12 protein-coding genes are annotated in these 20,946 nt (G+C 35.6%); 8 read left to right on the top strand and 4 right to left on the bottom strand.

The annotated features are described in order from the left end of the window. Window positions 1-69 precede the first annotated feature (69 nt). Both BMW79_RS28510 and BMW79_RS28505 read right to left on the bottom strand, forming a co-directional pair. The gene (locus BMW79_RS28510; RefSeq protein ID WP_089901371.1) at window positions 70-1,515 is read right to left on the bottom strand and encodes a RagB/SusD family nutrient uptake outer membrane protein; all 1,446 of its coding nucleotides are present in this window, start codon (window positions 1,513-1,515) and stop codon (window positions 70-72) included. 30 nt (window positions 1,516-1,545) lie between these two features. Continuing rightward, window positions 1,546-4,902, bottom strand: coding sequence for a SusC/RagA family TonB-linked outer membrane protein (locus BMW79_RS28505; RefSeq protein ID WP_089901368.1), 3,357 nt, complete (start codon window positions 4,900-4,902; stop codon window positions 1,546-1,548). A gap of 344 nt (window positions 4,903-5,246) precedes the next feature. Here BMW79_RS28505 and BMW79_RS28500 point away from each other — a divergent pair, with 344 nt between their 5' ends. Then, window positions 5,247-8,003: an alpha/beta hydrolase family protein gene (locus BMW79_RS28500; protein WP_089901365.1), complete on the top strand. Its 2,757-nt coding sequence runs from the start codon at window positions 5,247-5,249 to the stop codon at window positions 8,001-8,003. A 717-nt stretch (window positions 8,004-8,720) separates the two neighbouring features. After that, window positions 8,721-11,324 (top strand): alpha/beta hydrolase family protein, encoded by a 2,604-nt coding sequence (locus tag BMW79_RS28495; RefSeq protein WP_089901361.1) that lies wholly within the window; start codon window positions 8,721-8,723, stop codon window positions 11,322-11,324. Between the two features lie 34 nt (window positions 11,325-11,358). On the opposite strand, the gene BMW79_RS28490 is transcribed toward BMW79_RS28495, so the two are convergent. After that, window positions 11,359-14,010, bottom strand: coding sequence for an outer membrane beta-barrel protein (locus BMW79_RS28490; RefSeq protein ID WP_089901358.1), 2,652 nt, complete (start codon window positions 14,008-14,010; stop codon window positions 11,359-11,361). A gap of 433 nt (window positions 14,011-14,443) precedes the next feature. Between BMW79_RS28490 and BMW79_RS28485 the strand changes: the two genes are divergently transcribed. From BMW79_RS28485 to BMW79_RS28465, 5 genes are all read left to right on the top strand, one after another. Beyond that, window positions 14,444-16,084: a hypothetical protein gene (locus tag BMW79_RS28485; RefSeq protein WP_089901355.1), complete on the top strand. Its 1,641-nt coding sequence runs from the start codon at window positions 14,444-14,446 to the stop codon at window positions 16,082-16,084. 27 nt (window positions 16,085-16,111) lie between these two features. Next, window positions 16,112-16,669 (top strand): TlpA family protein disulfide reductase, encoded by a 558-nt coding sequence (locus BMW79_RS28480; RefSeq protein ID WP_089901352.1) that lies wholly within the window; start codon window positions 16,112-16,114, stop codon window positions 16,667-16,669. A 141-nt stretch (window positions 16,670-16,810) separates the two neighbouring features. Next, a complete protein-coding gene (locus BMW79_RS28475; protein ID WP_089901349.1) occupies window positions 16,811-17,080 on the top strand; it encodes a hypothetical protein in 270 nt (89 codons plus the stop codon). Between the two features lie 894 nt (window positions 17,081-17,974). Continuing rightward, window positions 17,975-18,244 carry a hypothetical protein gene (locus BMW79_RS28470; protein ID WP_089901346.1) on the top strand — a complete coding sequence of 90 codons (270 nt, stop codon included), beginning with the start codon at window positions 17,975-17,977 and terminating at the stop codon, window positions 18,242-18,244. Window positions 18,245-18,552: 308 nt separating this feature from the next. Next, window positions 18,553-18,822: a hypothetical protein gene (locus BMW79_RS28465; RefSeq protein ID WP_089901344.1), complete on the top strand. Its 270-nt coding sequence runs from the start codon at window positions 18,553-18,555 to the stop codon at window positions 18,820-18,822. A 448-nt stretch (window positions 18,823-19,270) separates the two neighbouring features. On the opposite strand, the gene BMW79_RS34010 is transcribed toward BMW79_RS28465, so the two are convergent. Beyond that, window positions 19,271-19,417 (bottom strand): hypothetical protein, encoded by a 147-nt coding sequence (locus BMW79_RS34010; RefSeq protein ID WP_177192376.1) that lies wholly within the window; start codon window positions 19,415-19,417, stop codon window positions 19,271-19,273. A gap of 930 nt (window positions 19,418-20,347) precedes the next feature. Between BMW79_RS34010 and BMW79_RS28460 the strand changes: the two genes are divergently transcribed. Then, the gene (locus tag BMW79_RS28460) at window positions 20,348-20,908 is read left to right on the top strand and encodes an RNA polymerase sigma factor (protein ID WP_089901341.1); all 561 of its coding nucleotides are present in this window, start codon (window positions 20,348-20,350) and stop codon (window positions 20,906-20,908) included. The last annotated feature ends 38 nt before the right edge of the window (window positions 20,909-20,946 follow it).

The following is a 20,946-nucleotide window of genomic DNA, read 5'->3' as shown; positions in this document are numbered from 1 at the left end:
TTATTTAGTTGAATTGTGGTCTTATGAAATGGATGATGATCGTTATAATCTCCTATTGAATGGCATTAGTTAGTACCCTGGATTTTGAGTTAGGTTTCCATCATATATAATGTCATATGGCGGAATAGGGAATAATTGTTGATTAGTATTCCAAATTCCTCCTTTTAGAGGAGTGACTATTCCCATCACAGGGTCTATCAATTTTGTTCTTTTTAAATCTAACCATCGGTGCCCCCATTCGGTAAATAATTCTACCTGTCTTTCATGATAGATAGATTCCAGTAGGGCCATTTTTTCGTTTATTGCAGATTCCTTCACTCCAGCCCTTTGGCGAATAGCATTTAAATCAGATCTGGCGCCTGCATAGTCATCTAGTTGAGCTCTTGCTTCGGCTCGTATTAGATATTGTTCTCCAAGTCGTAATACAGTGTTATATTCTTTTGGATCCTCACCTATCGTAACGGCCGCAATTTTATACTTGTAAATGAAATAGTAAAGACTGTCTGAGGAACGCACTGTATCAAGCCAGTTCTTTTTTCGTTGGTCATTTGGTTCAAAACTGTTGATTAGCTGTAAACTGGCATAGACCGGAGTGGTAGCTGATAAACCTGTGGTAGGTATAATATATATTTTTGGTTCTTCAGTATTTGCCCCCAGATTTACTGGTTGCAACTGCCAGATCGACTCATTGCTATTTCGCAGAAATACTTTGTTAAGAGAATCCAGCGAATGGATGCCATCGTTAATGGTCTCACTGGCCTGCGTTTCTGCATTTTTCCAATCGCGAGTATATAAATAGCTCCTTGCTAGAAGGGCAATAGCGGCCCACTTGGTAGGTCTCACATGTTCAGTAGTTTTGTTTAAAAGAGTTCCATCCAAATAATAGGGTGATAATAATGATTTAGCGTCTGTAAGATCGGTGATAATTTGCTGCCACACCTTCTCTTTTGGCGTACGGAACATCACCTTATTTTGATTGTAATCTGTTCCTAATATTAGAGGAACATCGCCATATAGGTTTACCAGGTAGAAGTAACAGAAGGCTCTGATGAATTTAGCTTCTCCCAATAGCTGTTCTTTTACAGCGGTGGTTAAAGAATTTGAACTATTAAGTCCTTCAAGGGCAGCATTGGATATATAGATTTCGTTATAGATAACTGACCAAAATGCTGAGACATCAACTGGTATCTGATTTTGATAGTAGGCTTTTAATTGGTTATCCGCATATCCGCTATATAGTGTTAGCTCGTCTGCTGAAAGCCCGGTTATGAATCCTACTGAGTTTAAATTTGTTCCAATTAAATTACTAGCACTTATTTGCGCATATATAGCAGTAAGCGCGGCTGCTGCTGTTTGATCATTTGTGTAAACGTTTTTCGCACTTATAGTAGTAGTAGGAGCGTTTACCTCCAACAACTTTCTACAGCCGATGAAAGTCAATACAAAAATGCACTGGCTTATGATAAGTAAACTAGTTTTAATAGAATTTTTTCTAAAGTATAATGTTGACGTCATGTTGGTTGTTTTACTTATTGCCAATAATTGTTACAACGTAACTTGTGCACCTACAGATATCGTTCTTAGTGGAGGTAAGGAGTAACCAGTTGTTTCAGGATCTAATCCTTTATACTTTGTGATGGTCAGTATGTTTTGGGCATTTATAAATAATCGGGCATCTTGAAGGCGCGCACTTTTCTTCCATGAATCTGGAATTTGCCATGAAACTGATATGTTTTTTAATCTTATGTAAGATGCATCGACAATACTAGCGCTGCTATTGTTGATATTAGTGAGACTTGTAAATCCATCTGTACTAAATTGTTCATGAGTAGCTTTATCACCAGGTTTTTGCCAGCGATCAAGAACACTTGTTAATTGATTGTTTGTTCCTCCTAAAAAACTACCTGGAAAGGCATTATTTATGCCATAACTGTAACCATCAGTGCCCATTCTATTTATAAAAGTAAAGAAGATGTCTAGTGAGTATCCTTTGTAAGTGAAATTATTTTGGAAACCGCCGTAAAATTTTGGATCAAAGTTGTATATGACTGTTTTATCGGTCGGCGAAGATGGGGTGTAAGTAAGATTGCCTTTTAGATCCCTGAATTGATATTTTCCGGAAGTGTCGTTCACACCTGCATAATCAAAATATGTTCTGACTGAAAGAGACCTGCCTATGAAGATGGAATTATTTTTATCTAATCCCTGATAAGAAAGCATTTGGTTTTTAGGGATGGTAATGTTGAAATTTGTACTCCAAGTAAAATGATTAGTTTTTATGTTTATTGTTGAAAGTGTTATTTCCCATCCAGTATTTTGAATAACCGCTGGGAAATTTGCCATTATCCCACTAAACCCTGTAATTCCGGGTAGGGAAGTAGATAGCAATTGATTGGATGATCTGTTCTGATTATAGTTTACACCAAATAGTATTCTATCCTTTATAAATCCCAGATCTAATCCAAACTGTAATTTTTTGGTTGCTTCCCATTGCAAATAAGGATTAGTTATTCGTGAGGGAGAAAGTCCTAATGCTCCTTGGTAAGGATTTCCACTGACAGGAATGGAGCTATAGACATCCAGGAATTGATAATCAGGAATTTGATCATTACCAGTTGTACCATAACTTCCTCTTAGTTTACCAAAACTTATAACGGGCATATTTGCCTGGAAAAACTGTTCTTGAGAGAATATCCATGCAGCACCTATGGATCCAAAATTATGAAACTGGCTTTTGGGACCAAATCTAGAACTACCATCTCTTCGTGCGGAAAGATTAAGAATATATTTGTTCATCCAATTGTAGGATATTCTGCTGTAAATAGCATTGTACTTATATATAGCGTTTAGAGTAGTTCCAAACATATTGGGAGCTGATCCAAGATCTTCCATAATCAGTTCATTATTGAACCCGTAAGCTGTTATGCTTTCCTGATCACTATTTTGTTGGGTGGCGGTCGCTCCTGCCATGATCTCTAAATCCCCTTGGCTGATCTTTTTTATATACTGTATTTGAGGCTCTATAATCCAGGAGCTTATCCTATTTGTCACAAACTGGGTTACATTTAAGGCGTACGATGAATATTCTGGGGGGCTTATGGATGCAGGAGTTTTTAGGATTTCATGAGTCAGTAGACTATTATATCCAAAACTGCTTTTAATAGTCAGACCAGGTATAATTTCGTAACTTAGAATTGCATTGCTAATTAAATTGCTGGTTTGGTTTTTACTTTTTACCGTATTTTTAACAAGGGGGTTTTGACTATAGGTTGTGCCGCCACTTTCATTAGGTTGCCAGTTAATTTTTCCATCAGGAAGAAAGGGTTCTGGTGCTACCGGAGCCAGCGTTATGGCAAAAGGCGTTAGGTCTAGTAGTGGCAATCTGTTGTCATCAAAAATGTATGAGGATGTAAATTGAATCTTAATTTTTTGGTTAGGGGAGTTGCTATTTAAATTTACATGTACTGATCCTTTTGCATCTGAAAAAGGACCGGGAAATACAGTTGTTTCTTTGTGATATCCCGCTCCAAATAGGTATTGAGTTGCAGCGTTACCTCCGGATATATTGAATTGAGCATCCGTATATTGCGCTGTACGTCCAATTAACCTTTCTTGCCAATCAATATTGCGTGTAGTATCCCAGGTGCCATTCAAATCTGCATCAGATGGCGATACAGTAGTATTATCATTTTTTATTGCTTCATGCCTCATTATAAGATATTCCTTTGTGTCTAGTAAGTCTAATTTTTTCTGAATGTGCGACCATCCGTTTTGAAATGTTAAATTTACTTTTGTCAGGCCTGGCTTACCTTTTTTAGTGGTAATTAATACTGCGCCATTGGCGGCCCTGGAACCATAGATGGCAGTAGCGTCAGCATCTTTCAATACTTCTATACTCTCAATGTCTGCTGAATTAATATAGCTAAAGGGACTTCCATTGATTCCAGTAACTCCAGAGGTTCCACCTATTGTATTATTGGTTGGTAGCAGTTGTGAGACAAAGGGGATGCCGTCGACAACATAAAATGGATCATTTCCACTGGCCAAACTATTAACTCCTTGAATACGGACTTTTACACCTGCACCAGGTAAGCCACTCGCTTGCTCAATAAAGATACCAGGTACTCGACCCTGCAATGCAGTTAAAGGATTGCTTACAGGTTGTTTCTCAATATCTTTCGCTTTTAAGCTTCCAACATTTCCAGTATTTAATCGTTTGGTGGTACTTCCATAAGCAATCACTACTTTCTCATCCAGTATATTGGTATGCGTATTCAACTGGACGAGTATGTTTCTATTTTCAGTAATTAACTCTTTTGATTCAAATCCGATAGAGCTAAAGACAATTATAGTGCCCTTATTAACATCAGGTAAACGAAATCCTCCTTCTGCATTGGAAATGGTACCATGTTTAAAATCACTTTTTTTCTTAACGGAAGCTCCAGGTATAGGATTACCATCTTTGTCGACTATTTTCCCAGACAAGTCAAAACTATTTGATATAGTATCAGATTTTGCTAAAGAAATAGGATTCTTCATGAACAGATCCGATTTTCTAAAAATGATAATATGACGGTCGGTTAATGAATATGTTAGCTCTTTTTTATCATTAAGCAAAAAAACCATTACTTCGTTGATTTCAGTTTGACGGAAATTAACACTTACCTTTTTTTGGTTACTGAATTCGGTTTCAGGCAAATTGGTATAAATAATAATTCCTGTTTGTTGTTTTATTTTTTTGAATACCAGCCCCAATGGTATATTATTAGCGGATATGGTAACTTTTTGTATTTGACAATTAGCAATACCAAGTACTGGACTGGAGTAATAAATACAAATCAGTACCGCAATTATTAAGCGCGCCTTACGACGATCAGAAACCCCAAAGGTAATGATGTTCATATAGTACTATTTATTTATGTTTTAGCAAGGGTAATTGGGTGTTGTTAATAAGTACACTGATTGGAAGCAATTCGTACTAATTTTTTTATTTTTCATTTAAATATTATATTTAATTCATATACTATTGACTATCGTTTTCTTCTGGTACCTTGATTCGTAAAAATGAGTATACTATATAGATGTTTTTGATCTACATTAAGCTGTTTATTTGTGAAAAATAGATTCTGTAGAAACTCATTTTTGGAACTCACATTTTACTGCAATAAGAGTTCATTAAGATTAGTTAACTTATCAATTTGATCTTTAATGCCATTAATATTTACGAATCGAATAAATTCATTCCAATGAATAAATGTATAGTTTTGATATTTTTTTTATTAAAATTCCTGATGGGAGTTAAATATGCGAATGCGCAAGAGACTGTTTCCGATATTCATTTTCGTTCAACACAAGTAGAAAAACGGGTGATAGATACAACCGCTTATAAGAGATGGACACATGTTGAATGGGGAAAGATAACTAATGATGGAGCATTTGTCTCTTACATAGTAAAGAATGACTCAATGACTAGTAACGTTGCTACGGTTTTAACTGATGGTCTTAGTCGTTGGAAGATGAAGCTGCCTGGTATTAATGGTATTGAGTTTACTGGTGATAGTCGATTTGCTGCATACATATGCAAGGATACTTTGTTTATAATTAGATTAGGTAGCGATCATATAGAGAAAATACCCGGGGTTCAGCTTTTTTCCACATCTACAAGTGGAAAAGGATGGATTTGTTTTAAATACAAGATGTCTGATAGTCTTATTTTATATAATACTCATTCTGGAAGGAGAAAAGTGTATCCAGCTATTAATAGCTCCTATTTTACTGCAGATGGTAAAGGCTTAATCCTTCAAACAGAAAACAATATAGATAATAGCCAGTCAGTTAGTTTTTTGGACCTCAATAGTGAAAAACTAACTAACGTATGGAAAGGTAAGGGGTTAGTTGGCTTACAACTGGGTCCTAACTCTAACTCGATAGTATTTATAATTTCTGATAGGACTTGCGGCGGAAAATCTATATGGCTTTATGAACGAGGAAAGGATAGATTAAACTTATTGGTGAATAATTCAATCTTAAAAATGGATAGTTCTTGGGTATTGGATGATTATGCAGAGATCAGTGTTAGTGGGAAATATATTTCTTTTTCTATCAGGAAATTGGCGCAGGGGAAAATTAATTCAGAGGCAAAAAATTCTACTGTTAACATTTGGAGTTATTTTGACATAAAAATGCAATCGCTTCAATTAATGAATCAGGAGCAACCTCCTGTATATTCATTTGTGATAAATAGCGATAATCATCATATCACCCCGTTGTGCAAAGAAAATGAATCTGTAATGTCCACTAGTCGTGATAATGATGCATATATCATCGAACACCTTACCAATGATGCAGACGCATTTGAAGCGTATTGGAATTCATTCGCGAAGAGATCTTACTATTTAAAATCAGTTAAGCAGAATAAAAATATATTATTGAAATTGAAAGGCGCTAATATGGTTACCATTTCGCCGGAAGGAAAGTATGCTATATACTATGATAAGGAGAATAGCAGTTATTTTAGCTACGAGGTGGCATCAGGGGTTTATCGGAATATTACATCAGGAGTAAATGTCTCATGGAATAGTATTTATAGAGAGGATCTATTTGCTTATGGGCGGGGAATTTGCTGCTGGGGACGTAATGATGATTGGGTTTTAATTTACGATAAATTTGATGTTTGGAAAGTTGATCCATCCGGGTTAAAGCGACCCGTGAATATAACAAATGGATATGGATTGCGCAACAATATTGTTTTTAATCTTGCTCTTCCCGAGTCATATGGTCGGATATTTTCAGAAACTGACAAGCTGATTTTTAATGCAATTAATATAAACAATAAACAAAACGGATTCTACAAGATTGTGATTAATAAAATTGGAGATCCGAAACTGTTAACTATGGGAAATTATATCTATCAACTTATAGACAATCCTTATTTGTTTGGGAGACAGGAGTTGCCAGTAAAAGCACGAGACGCAGATAGGTTTATTGTTTCCAGGATGAGTGCAACAGATGCTCCAAATTATTTTTTTACAGATGATTTTAGAAAGTTTCAACAGATTAGCGATGAGTATCCTGAAAGAAAATATAATTGGTATCGTACAGAGTTGCATACGTGGAAAAGACAAGATGGTAAGCTGGGACAGGGAGTACTTTATAAGCCAGAGAATTTTGATTCTTTAAAAAAATATCCCGTTATCTTTTATTATTATGAGAAAAAGTCATTTTCATTGAATGAGTACTTAACTCCTGAAAGCATTAATGATGGATGTAACATAAATATACCTACCTACGTTAGTAATGGCTACCTTGTCTTTACTCCGGACATCGATTATGTTATTGGCGATCCTATGCAAGGTACATTTGACGCGGTCATATCTGCTGCTAAATATATTTCACAACTACCTTTTGTTAGGCATGATAGAATGGGGATTGGTGGTTGTAGCTTTGGGGGGGCTCAGACTAATTATTTGATAACACATTCTAATCTATTTGCTGCAGCTTATTCTGCTTCTTCAATTTCTGATTGGGTCAGTGCTAGTAATGAGGTGACCCTTGGTGGGCAAAGTTTTCAGAGCTATTTTGAGAATGGGCAAGGACGTATGGGTGTTCCCTTATGGGAAGATCCTGAAAGGTATATTAAGAATTCACCTATTTTTTATGTGGATAAAGTGACTACTCCTTTGCTATTAATGCATACCACGCAGGATGCCGGTGGCTCTTTTTCTCAGGCACTCGAACTTTATACTGCTTTGCGCCGACTAGGTAAAAAGGTTTGGCTGCTGGAATACACAGATGGTAACCATGGAGTTTTTGGAAAGTCGGCGGAAGACTATGCGATAAGGTTGAAGCAATTTTTTGATCACTACTTGAAGGAACAGGTTGCTCCCAGGTGGATGACTAGAGGTATTCCCGCTAAATTGAAAGGAATAGATAATGGGTTTGAATTAGATTCAAGTATAATGCTTCCTGAAAATGGATTATTAATGCAAAGTATCCAAAAGTAATAATAAGAATATAATACAATTCTCCTTTTAATACTAGTCTATCTTTAGAACTATTCGGGTGGTAAATTTGCAAAGGCAGCTGAATACTCAGCTGTCTTTGCATTAGAGTATTATTTTGTCTTAATAGATGATCATCACGCATCCATTTTGATAAACTGAACTTTATAAACTAGGAATTACAGATATGACAGGACAACTCTGATTGATCGACATGGTACTCGCTTTTATTGTTCTAACACCAACCGGACTTTGTGTAAGTGTATATGTTGTCGCTACTGAGCAAACGGTAAGAGGAGCACCTTGAAACATTATTGTTGTGTCAAGATAGAATACGTGTGCTACTCTATTAGCTTTATATCCTAGTGCTCCGCCGGCAATGGAGACAATGCCTAGAATAGTTAGAAGGATTTTACTTTTGAGCATAGATTATGTGCTTTTTTGCCAAAAAGCTAAAGTTTAAAGGTTATGAAATTTTATTTGTTATAGATGAATTCAGGCCTGCCTATATTTATGAAATTGCTGTATCGAATATACAAGTATGCAGATATTGTATTAAATGATGAAGTAGATAATATTAGTCCGAAGATAAGATGCCGTACTGTAAAGTATCGTCAGTGTATTTTTAAATTGAGGACATATCGCTGCAGGGTGAATGCGGTTTACATGTCTAATTTGAAAATGCTTATTCATCGCTGAAAAGAATAAGTTTTACGACATATGAACTATATGATGTCTCTACTGCTTTTATTCCTACTTTCATCGGTGGATGGAAAAACACAATATCCTTTTAATGATAAAAGTTTGGCTCCTTTGGTGGTTTCTAAGCCTTCCTTAAATATTGACAGTTTAAAAAATTGGGAAGAAGTGACATTCTTACAAATTAATAGCAATGGGAAGTATTGTGGATATGTCATTGAACAGAATCAATCAAATGAGAAGAGATTAGTTTTAATGGGTACTCAAGTAAAATGGAAGATAGAATCTACTATTAAAGGATATTATTCACTTACTTCTAAGACAGATAAGGCAATTTGGATAAATTCAAATGATACTTTATGTGTAGTCACTTTAGGTGGGTTAGATATACACTACGTTCCTAATGTTTCGTCATTTTGGATTAGTGATGATTATTTGATCTGTCAGCCTAAGATTGGACGCATGATAATGTTAAATCTAAATAGAAATTTGAGACAAGAACAGATGAAGGAAAAAAGTACAATTGTTATGGATACACGGAGTATGAAATTGCTTTTGCAAAGAGACGATCAAGGGAGTAAGTTACTTTTAAAATCAAAGCGACGCAAAAAGATAATATGGAATGGCGGAGCTATTGGCAACATTGTAAAAGATAATGAAAAGGGGCAAGTTGCCTTTGTTTTCGAAGATGAATTAAATAGGATATGTTATTATAAAAAGGGAATTGATTCAGTTACTTATTTGAATGTACCGTCGGATTCTACTTATGCTTTTGAAGGTTTATCTAATTTTAGTAAAAATGGAGAATACCTGTTTTTAGACTTGCGAGAACGTAATCCGACTTTGCCACGAATGGAATCTGTAGTAAATGTTTGGAGTTATACGGATAGTAAGTTGCAACGGCAGCAGGTAATGGAACAATCTGAAAGACGGTATAAAGGAATTATTCGTTTGTCTGATCATTATTTTTTTAGATTAGATAGTGGAAATGACTGGTTGTTTCTTCCCCAGATACAAGATTCTGTAGCATTGATACGTCAACAAAACGTCACGACACCCGCAGATGAGATTGATTGGAATATACATAGTCAATTTTTCTGGTATCTTATTTCGATGAAGAGTAATTGCAGAATTGAATTAGACGATCTAAAGAAAAATAGGATTGTACAACTATCTCCTTCTGGAAAGTATGTTATTTATTATGATGGTGAGAAGAAGAACTACTTTGTTTACGAAACACAGAATGGTTATAAGCGATGTTTGACTAAAGGAATTAGCGAAAATTGGTTAAAGACCAACGATGATGTTGGATATGGGCAGTATATTGCTGCCTGGGGGAAAGATGATGCTTTTGTGCTGCTTAATGGCAGAAGAGATATTTGGCAAATTGATCCATCAGGTATAGCATTCCCAATTAATCTGACTGCGGGATATGGGAATAAGCATAACGTTATGTTTTTTTTAGCCCTTGACGAATACGCGCATAGAGCAATTTCACAGAATGAGTCACTTTTGTTAAATGCATTTAACTTAGATACGAAGGAGAATGGTTTTTATAGGACAACGATAGGAAGAAGTGATCGATTTGATTCTTTAATTATGAGTCCTTACGTATATGATATTAAAGATAATCCAAGTATTCCATCTGGTATTAATTACGCACCGCTTAAAGCATCAAATTCAAATAAATTTATTGTACGAAGAATGAGTGCAAATGAATCACCCAATTTTTTCTTTACCAAAAATTTTAGGACTTTTAGTCCCTTGAGTGATATTCAGCCCCAAAAGTTATACAATTGGTATAGGACTGAATTGCATGAATGGAAATCCCTTGATGGTAGTAGGTTGCAGGGTGTTTTATACAAGCCAGATAATTTTGATAGCACTAAAAAATATCCAGTTATATTTCATTATTATGAAAGGAAATCAGATGCTTTAAATGTCTATATAAAACCTAACGTTCTTGATAATGGTTGTGAAATCAATATTCCCTATTATGTCAGTAGTGGATATCTCGTATTTTGCCCTGATATTAAGTATCGAATAGGTGACCCTATGCAGGGAACATATGATGCCATTATTTCGGCTGTGAGGTACATCTTGACATTTCCATTTGTTGATCCTCGAAAAATCGGAGCACAAGGTTGCAGTTGGGGTGGTATTCAGACTACGTATGTTGTTACTCATACGAATTTATTTGCGGCAGCGTGTTCCGCGTCCGGTATCGGCAATTGGGTAAGTGACTATGGGAGTTTATCTGGAACAGGCGAAAGTATGCAGGGAATGTTTGAAAATGGGCAGTTTCGAATAGGGGGAACGCTCTGGGAGAAGCGAGAGGCATATATCAGGAGCTCACCTATTTTTCGGGTTAATTTAGTAACAACGCCTTTATTACTAATGCACACCAGGGAAGACATGATCTGTAATTTATCAAATATACAAGGTTTTTTTTGGTCGTTATGTCAGGCGAAAAGAAAATCTTGGTTTTTATTGTATGACGGCAATCATGGGGTATACGGTAAAGATGGAGAGGATTTTAGTTCTCGTATGAAGCAGTTTTTTGATTATTTTTTGCGTGATTACCCTGCACCTGAATGGATGACTTCTTCCGCTAGGAAGTACTAAGTCGGAATCAAAGCGCATTTATTTTACATTGAGATCATTTTTTTCCTTTTCCCATGAAATAGGAGAATTTAAGGGAAAAGAATGGGGCTAGCGTATTTGTCCGAATGTCTTCGATGTAGTTAACCTCGATGTTCCGAGTGATACTTTTGTTTTGTTTCAATAGATCAAATCCTTGAAATGTAATCATGCCTTGTTTGTGTTGGAATAGTGTTTTGGAAATTGAAGTATTGAGTATCCAGATATTGTTGTTATATGCAGCGGTAAGCCCGGAAGTATAACTGTAGTTTAGAAGCGTGCTTATAGTAATTCCCAATGGTAGATTTACATTGCCGCTGTAGGATATTGTATAGTTCAAATAATTTGTGTTACTACTACGTACGTTAGAGTAATGAACATAGTTGTAATTTATATTAGCTGATAATGCATAGCTAAATAGTTTCATCTGATCTGAGTTGTAGCTAATTGTTTGTGAGGCTAATAACTTATTGTTAATATTCCTGTTTCCATTTACATAGTTTATGGAGCTTTGGAGTATTGATCTTGTAATGATGGTAATTGTGTTCGCCTTTTTTTTAATCGGCAGCCCGCGGTTAAGGTCAAAACTAATAGAATATCCTCCTGAATGATTAAATGGTTGTATTATCTGTCTGCCAAATGAGTCAGTTTTAGTGTCATTTATAATTTGATCGCTGTTGATATTACCTTGGATGGATAGATATAGTGTACGTAAAGATATAGCGTCGAAAGTATTGTATGATAAACCGAATCTATGAGAACTAGCTGGTTTAAGTTTGGGGTTTCCGAGTTTGAGGTTTAGGGGATCGCTGATATCTGGTATAGGCTGTAATTGGGTGATGTCAGGAAATTGGGTTTCTTTCGAATATTGTACTCGAATTTGCTTGTTATTACTAATAGAATAATTAAGATTGAATAAAGGTAATAGTATAGTGCTATGTAGTGATATGTTGGTTAGGTGTATGTCTTTATTGTTGAAGTTGTATGATAGACTGGATAACGAAATCATGTAATTCAGTTTGTTTTTTTGTACATACCAGCTTATTCTTCCGCAATATTGGGCGGATACATTTCTAAATATGTTACTCATACTATCTATGTACTTATCATATAAAGTGTTTGTAGTATTGTAACTGAATGCAGATTTATTGTATGAGTCATTTGTCTGGTCTGTTCCAAGGAAAAAGGTGAGCGATCCATTTTTTTGTACTGGCTCAGTGTAATTAATATAAAATAAAGTTTTTTGACTGTTGGCATCTATCTTGAAGTGTTGATTGAGGGTATCGGCTCTACTTTCTCCAGTTTCTAAGAAGTAGGTGTTCCTTGATATGTTAAATTTTGATTCTTTGCTTTTTCCATTTCCGTAATTTAAATTAAGAATTATTGAGCGACCTTTTTTTTTGAAATTTTTTTCATAGTTTATTCCTCCAGATAATGCCCCTGTATTGTTCTCACCATTGTTAATTACAATTCCGTTATTTATACTTTTGCTATTTTTATTAGATGCATAGTTATTGTTGAATGTATTGCTACTGTGGGATAGTGAATTGTTAGTAGAGAATGTGAATTTCTGAAGTGAGTCGGGCTTGTATTCCAATTGGAGCGAAAATCCGTGATTGATATCGCGGTTGTTGGTTCTTGAATCCTCATCGTTGAATAGTATAGAATCGCTAATAAAGTTTTGCTTAAGACTTTTTTGTTCGTCGATCTTAAACTTGTCGTCCATAGAATAACTAGCATTCAAAGTTGTCTTTCTATTTAGATCTTCCATGAAATTAGCTCCAACGTTCCAGGCTCTCACTATGCCTCCTCCACCAACGTAATTAATGTCTGGAATTCCATTCGTGTTATTTCCATCGCCTATTAGTAGTATTTGCTGATTTTCTCTGAATCGACTTAAATTGGCTTTTGCGCTGAACCTGTTTAAGGTACCAAATGCGGTGCTAAGTTCACCGGAAAATAAATCTTGTTTATTTTTTTTTATTGTAATGTTAATATACTTATTCGTTTCTCCTTTATCTAGACCATTTTCAGAAATTTTGTTAAAGACTTGTATTTTGTCGATTAAATCGGCTTGGAGGTTTCTACTCAGAGTTTTGGGATCATTATTTCCAAAGAAGGCTTTTCCATTAATCATAATTGATTTTACTACTTCTCCATTTACTCGGATGGTGCCGTCTTGGTCTATTTGGATACCTGGAATTTTTTTAAATAGATCTTCAACGGAAGCGTTATTTTTTGTTTTGAAATGATTTGCATTAAATTCTATTGTATCCTTAATGATTTTTACTATAGGTGTTTCTTGCAGTATTTCTACCTCAGCTAGACTTATCCCAGTTCTTTTCATTGGAATGATGCCAACATCAATAGCTTCTACATTTGCCTGCGTTTTTACATTGTGTATTAACGGCTGATATCCCATGTATGTGATATACAGAATGAGATTTTGCCTTGGTAGGCTATCAAAGAAGAAATGTCCATTTTGGTCGGTGAAACCTAGCTTGATACGTGAGGAGTCTTTGGCATACAAACAAATAATTGAAGCATTCGCTAGGCTAGCATTCATTTCTTCGTCATGTATACTGCCCTTAATTTTCATCAAGTGAGAGGACTGGGCATCTAACTCTAGGGTAAATAATGCAATTAGTAATAGGATCAATAAGTGCTTCATGTTGACAAATTACCGGTTCCCGTAAATTCAATCATTTAAACGCAGTCGAATAGCAGTATACTCTATAAGCACTAATTATTTGAAGATCGATATGTTTCGTAAATAAAAATACCGCTGTATGGAGATTGCAGTGACTGATTCTAATTTTGATTTAGTAAATAAAATAACCATTTAGAAATTGTTAATTTTAATAAAGAGAAATTCAATAATCATTGGGTGTAATTGAGTAGCTCAAGCCTCAAGTAACATGAACCATGTAAATATCTATAGAGAATATTTCCAGTATTATATAATCTATTCATTAGATCTAGAATTTTTTATTACTAGTGAGTAATTTCTTCATTTTGTTGTTTATCTATTTGTGGATGATCAATTTAAATGTTGTGCACGTAGTATTACTTTACAATAATCTTGATGCTAAATAAAAGGCTCGATGAATATATCTGATTTTTCAACATCTATAGAAAATAATGCACATAGTGATAGCTTTCCTGTTGCTGTGCATCAACCTTTAGAAGAAGTAGGTCTTCAAAAGGGGGGAGCGATATCTGGAAGTTTGATTGATTATGTATTTAAGAACCCTGCTAATAAATGGTTTGCGTGGGTCGCAATTTTATCCATTTTTTTGCAGCTACTTGTTTTTAAGTTTTTATATCCTTTTGCGGGATTTATAAATGGGGACTCTTATGTGTATTTAGAAGCTGCTTATCATAATGCTTTTGTTAATACTTATCCAATCGGATACTCAAAGTTTCTTCGCTTGATCAGCGTTTTTACTCATTCTGATACGGTGGTTGTGGCGTTGCAATATCTTTTACTGCAATGTAGTACGCTATCGCTTGTGTTTACGTTGTTTTACTTTTATAATCCCACAAAATTAACTCGAGTACTTTTATTTGGTGTAATGTTATTTAATCCAGCTTACTTGTACCTGGCAAATTATATATCAAGTGACGCTTTCTTTCTCGCACTTAGTTTGACTTGGTTTACTCTGTTGATATGGATTATGAATAGGCCAACTAAATTGATGATATTCGTTAATGCGATTGTGTTGTTTGTGGCGTTCACTGTGAGGTATAACGCGTTGTTTTATCCTGTTATAAGCGTAGTTGCATTGTTGTTAGCAAGGCGAAAAGTAATGATGAATATCGCAGGTTTTTTTCTAAGCATTGTCTTAATATGGATATTTGTTTGGACAACATCAAATAGATATGAGAAAGGTACTGGATATAGGCAATTTACACCCTTTACTGGGTGGCAGCTGGCAAATAATGCATTATATGCATATCGGTTTGTCGATAGTGCAAATAGAAAGGAGGTCCCAGTCCAATTCCATAAGTTAGATAGGATGGTGCGTAGTTATTTCGATTCAAGCAGAGATATAAGAACGCATCCTTCAGAGTCATTAATTGCAAGTACTGTATATATGTGGGATCCTAGATCTCCGCTCTGTTTATATATGGAGGAGGAATTTAAAAAGGATAGCTCTGCTTCAGCCTTGAAAAAGTGGGCATCAGTTGCTCCAATGATGAAAGATTATGGTTCTTTTTTGATCAAAAATTACCCTATTGAGTTTATGAAGTTTTATTTGATACCTAATGCTATAAAGTATTATTCGCCGCCTGTGGAATTTTTGGATCATTATAATACAAATATAGACAGTGTTAATGAGACGGCGAAAGTATGGTTTGACTATAAGAGTAACAAAGTTAAGTGCTATTTCAAAGACTTTCAGGTAACTACATTGGACTTCTATCCTGTATTAACCGGTACCATGAATGTTGTATTAGTATTTAGTCTGATCAGTTTTGTATTATTGCGTGGATATAAACACAACGAAGAGCTAAAGAAGGGATTGGTATTATTAGCTACATTGTGGGCAGTGAATTTTGGCTTTAGCGTGTTTGCGTCCCCTATCGCACTTAGGTTTCAATTGTTTCCTATTTTGATATCCTTGTCGTTTACATTTCTACTTATTGAATTTTTGGTAAAGGCAGCAAGGGGAACACAAGATACAAAGAATGTATTCTTGAAAGATCAGGCCATAAGTAGTGCTGAGCATACGTCAATATAGATGAACAAATCAAGAAGCTGATTTAGTATGAGGAACAAATTTTTTTTATTCGTCACCGTAGCATCTGTGGTAGGTTTGTTCTCCTATGAAGGGGTGTGTAAGTTGATGGGATACTCTATTTTTGAAAATACCAATAAGGCGAACTATGTAACGCCTATTTACTCAGGTCGAGAAGGGCAATTATTTCCAGATGTGGATCTTTTAATGGTAGATAGTGTTACCCATATGAATATTAAAGACATACCTTCGGGCAAGCCTACGGTTCTTTTTTATTTTGGCCCTTATTGTCCCTATTGTCAGGCTGAGATAGAAAATATTACGAAGCATATCGAATCGCTTCAGAATGTGCAAATTTATTTGCTTACTGCGTATTCATACGCTGAAATGAAATCCTTCTATGATAGAAATATGCTCAGTAGGTACGATAATATTAAAATCGGAATCGACTATAAGTATAAATTTGGTAGATACTTTAATACAAGCGTCGTTCCATGTACAGCTATTTATAGCTCTAAGGGCAAATTGAATTCAGTTTATCTGGGGCCCCTTAAGTATGATCAAATAAAAGTTGTTTCTGAGAAGTAACTTGTTGCGCAACATAGGCCGTTTGTTTACTTGCAAGTCAAATCGGCCCAATAGAATGGGGAAGCCGAAAGCCATTATAAATGAGTAGGCATGTTTATTAAACAAAGTTTAGCTTTTTGCATTTAAAAAGCATCTATCATTATGAAACAAGCAAAATTAGCATTAACAGCTTTGGCTGTATTCGCAGTTGTTGGTGGTACATTGGCGTTTAAAGCTAATAGAACCCTTAATACTTTTTACAAATACACTACTAGTAACATTAATGGTAACGTAACTGGTATTTGTGACCAGGCTGCCCCATATCGGACAAGTTATCAAACTACAGCTGTTGGTGGTGTAGTTGCTACATTTTCTTCAGCACCTGCACTGAGTGTAACAACTTGTACAGCTCGTGTTACTCCCATTCTTTAATTTTTACGTGGGTAGAGTTAGCATATGATGCTTGCATCTATTTACGTTAAATGTTTATGAAGTCGAGCCGTTCCATAATTTGGGACGGCTCGATATTTTTAGTGTTTTAAATAGCGCGTTTAATAAGGATCCATCTTATTTATATAAAGAATTTAGAGTGGTAAAATCCAGTGATAGTTCAAGTTTCAAAGCATTGTGAGTATTCACTTTTTCAAGTGTTAGTCTAACTGTCAGTTTTGTAATAAATATTCTTTGAGATGAATATCGATAGGGTTTACTCTTTCTTCCACTGCAACTCTTGTTTTTTATAATTATTTTAGTATGCTTACCTGATGCGTGACCAGCAATGAAATTTACTTTATTATATACTTTGATCTGAGCAAATAGTAGTCTAAACGAATTGATATTTGTCTTACGTTGACCCAAATAGCTATAGCTATGACAAGATGTTGATCTGTTACCTTAGATAGTATAGGAACGAGTGTAAGACGTAAAATTCTGTCCCAGTGAGTTGTTAAGTTAGTCCGGTTTTAAAATCATCACTAATTTCTACAGAAAAAGTGATGGACTGAAGTTATTAAGCATTGTTGAATACTACTTTTGTAGTAATAATAGATTTTTGGAATATAATACTGTAGCGGTTATTGGTTTGTTGTAAGTGACTTTACTATTTTATGTTTGATGTATGCGTCAGTATTCTTTTTAAAACACATAAATTAAAGAAAAGGGATATTCTACGTCATCATAGTTTAATCATTTAATGAATAGGAATCACTTCAATGTATTTCCGTAGATTTTTAGTGATAAAATGGGGAAGCCGAAAACCATTAAAAACGAGTAGGCATTTTTTATTAAATAAAGTTTCGCTTTTTTGAAAAAAAAGCATCTATCATTATGAAAAAAGCAAAATTTGCGTTAACAGCTGTTGCTGTATTTGCGGTTATTGGTGGAGCATTAGCATTTAAAGCCAATAGAAATTTAAAACCTTTTTACAAATACACCACAAGTAACATTAATGGTAATGTAACTGGTATTTGTGACGAGAAGCAAGCAGTACAGCTTAATCTGACAGTCACAGCTGTTGGTGGTGCAGTTACAACAGTTTCTGTTACAACTGCGCAGAACGTGACCACCTGTACGGCTCGTGTTGTTTCTAATCTTTAAATAGACAACGGAGGATGCTAACGAAAATGCTAGTATCTATCCGTCATCAGTTATTTAGTAAATTGAGTCGTCCTAGAATATCTGGGACGACTCTGCATTAGTGGTATATAAGAATAGTATTTAGCAATATATGGATATGAGCCGAGTATCGAGTATAATATTCATATTTGTTTAGTAAATGAGTTCTGAAAACGCTTCAATGTATCTGTGCAAAACTAGTTGTTAAAAATAGGAACCGAAAGTTAGTAAGTACGAATAATTATTTTAAAAAAAAGTTTAGCTTTTTGAATTAAAAAGCCTCTGTAATTATGAAACAAGCAAAATTTTCGTTGATAACTTTAGCTTTATTGGCAATTGTTGGTGCAGCTTTGGCATTTAAAGCTAGTAGAAACTTTATGACCTTTTACAAATATACTACTTCTGTAATTAACGGTAAGGTAACTGGTGTATGTGATCAAAACATGACTATACAAGATCGTCTAAAAACTACTTCTGTTGGTGGTGTGATAACTACTTTTTCTTCTTCGCCAGCGATAAATGTAACTACTTGTACTGCTCGTGTTATTGCCGATCTCTAATCTTGGCTTTGCAGGATAATAGATAGTTGTGGTTGTGTTTTTTCATAATTAATTTACATTAATTAAGCCGTCTTAGAGTTCTGGGGCGGCTATATATTGAGATGGTATTCGGTGAATATAGGAACTTTATATTTTATTTGGTAGTGGTTATTAATTTAAGAGATAAAGAAATTCTCTTTTATGGCAAACCGAGTTAAATGCATTAATTGAATAGCTATAGTGATAAATATCTTTTAAAGCATTTTTTTTTAAGAATGCTATAGTGCACAGATTGATCGCAGTAGCGTCATTTCCATCTAGTACAATTTCTCGCTACTTACTATGCTATTGATAATGTTTTTCGTTTCAAAATCTATTTCTGCACTGCTAACTAGGACCTTGAAATACATCGTGCCGAGAGGGCTGGTCAGCATGGTTAGTCTAAAAGGAGAGGTGTCCTTAGGCTTTGTTAATGGCTGTTATGAATAGAGCAAACAGAGTAGTAGTCAAACGTGCATTGCTGTTGAACTAAAAAGCCTTTCAGGAACTCAGTTCCGCCATTGATGACATTGCGTTGTCCGCTTAGGCCGATTACATCGGCCTTGATAACCTTCATCGTTTCGCATTGGAGCCGCGATATTGAATATCTATCTTTAATGTTAGCGAGCAGCGTGCGGAATACACTAAATACCGTCTTGTAGTCTTCGGGTTCTGCCTAACTCCGATAAGTTCTTACGGGTGCTGGCATATGCTGTGTCTATGGTGATACGATTTGCGCTAATACTACTTTTTTACGTCAAGATATCCCACTTGGGTTTTGTAAAAGGCGATGTTACCAATCTTACATCGTAATTTTGATAGTCGCATTTTTTGTGCGGTTATAAAATTTGAAAATAAGAAATGGGGCTTTTCTTTAGTAAGATCCGTTTGGCTTACACCTGCACCTGATGTAATTAATAGCGTTCACTTTAGCTAAAGTAACGGCGTATTTTGTTCGACAAAATTTTAATACATATTGATATCGATTATATTAAATGGATAGGTGGTTTATTGTTTAACAAGTAGAAATGAGGAAAAGAGAGAGAGGGAAGTATGTTTGGGAGTAGGGGTTATATAGGCGTTGATAGCCTCCCTTTTAGTAGCACGTATAAGAAAAATGAGGACCACTGTGATAATAAGAAATTCTAAGAGTCGGTTTTAATCATGGAGTTTGACCAATTATCACATAGGTTTCACATAAGCCTGGTTCTTTTGCTAGTCGAGTTTTCTTACCCTGCATGGAAGTATCTGTTCCCAAGCTGTAGTATATCATCGTCCGCACCGTACACTCCCCACCCTCATACGCAGGCATATAATAATAAGTAGGCAATGCCGCTGCCACGCACGCCAAAAACACCATCCCAAGTAATATCCTCGCTTTTTTCATAAAAAATAAAAACAAGTTACTGAACCCAACTGCAAACGGGCTGCAAAAAACATAACAATACCTTAAACCATCCCCTCCTGAAAAACGGCTATTTTCGCCTCCGTTGCTCAAACCACTGCCATGCTGCATGCCCATGATGATATTGACCTGATCCGTACCGGCGACCAGAAAGCTTTCGAAAGATGTTTCAACCGCCACTGGCCTTCCTTATACGCCTTTGCGTTAAAAATTCTCGGCAATAAAGACGATGCAAAGGATGTGGTGCAGTTGGTGTACATCTCCCTCTGGGCAAGAAAAGAAAAGCTCAATATTACAGGCTCCCTGGAAAGTTACCTCCACCAGGCGGTGCGCTTTCAATCTATCAAGAAGTTAAAGGAAATCATGAACAGGCCGGAAGAATTGGACCGGGTACAGGAATACATCATGCCGGTATTGAATGATATCTGGGAAAAGATGGAAACCACCGATGTATTCAGGGAAATAGATACCCAGTTGGCAGGTTTGCCCGAAAAAACAAAACAGATTTTCCTTTTAAGCCGCCGCCAGCAGCTGTCAATAACAGAAATAGCTTTGCAGTTGAATATCTCCGAAAAAACCGTCAGAAACCAGCTCCACCTGGCTTTAAAGGCATTGCGGCATCATATTGCCATGGCCATTGTACTGGCAGAAATCATGTGTTAATAATTCCTTAACGTACATCTTCGGGACAAGCACCCCTT

The sequence above is a fragment of the Chitinophaga arvensicola genome (assembly GCF_900110835.1).
Classification (GTDB): domain Bacteria; phylum Bacteroidota; class Bacteroidia; order Chitinophagales; family Chitinophagaceae; genus Chitinophaga; species Chitinophaga arvensicola.
This window is presented reverse-complemented; position numbering and strand designations above follow the sequence as displayed.

Coding starts and splice junctions, on each gene's coding strand:
- BMW79_RS28500 (WP_089901365.1), top strand. CDS start 5,247: ATGAATAAATGTATAGTTTTGATATTTTTTTTATTAAAATTCCTGATG.
- BMW79_RS28475 (WP_089901349.1), top strand. CDS start 16,811: ATGAAACAAGCAAAATTAGCATTAACAGCTTTGGCTGTATTCGCAGTT.
- BMW79_RS28510 (WP_089901371.1), bottom strand. CDS start 1,515: ATGACGTCAACATTATACTTTAGAAAAAATTCTATTAAAACTAGTTTA.
- BMW79_RS28460 (WP_089901341.1), top strand. CDS start 20,348: ATGCTGCATGCCCATGATGATATTGACCTGATCCGTACCGGCGACCAG.
- BMW79_RS34010 (WP_177192376.1), bottom strand. CDS start 19,417: ATGAAGGTTATCAAGGCCGATGTAATCGGCCTAAGCGGACAACGCAAT.
- BMW79_RS28485 (WP_089901355.1), top strand. CDS start 14,444: ATGAATATATCTGATTTTTCAACATCTATAGAAAATAATGCACATAGT.
- BMW79_RS28465 (WP_089901344.1), top strand. CDS start 18,553: ATGAAACAAGCAAAATTTTCGTTGATAACTTTAGCTTTATTGGCAATT.
- BMW79_RS28495 (WP_089901361.1), top strand. CDS start 8,721: ATGAACTATATGATGTCTCTACTGCTTTTATTCCTACTTTCATCGGTG.
- BMW79_RS28505 (WP_089901368.1), bottom strand. CDS start 4,902: ATGAACATCATTACCTTTGGGGTTTCTGATCGTCGTAAGGCGCGCTTA.
- BMW79_RS28490 (WP_089901358.1), bottom strand. CDS start 14,010: ATGAAGCACTTATTGATCCTATTACTAATTGCATTATTTACCCTAGAG.
- BMW79_RS28470 (WP_089901346.1), top strand. CDS start 17,975: ATGAAAAAAGCAAAATTTGCGTTAACAGCTGTTGCTGTATTTGCGGTT.
- BMW79_RS28480 (WP_089901352.1), top strand. CDS start 16,112: ATGAGGAACAAATTTTTTTTATTCGTCACCGTAGCATCTGTGGTAGGT.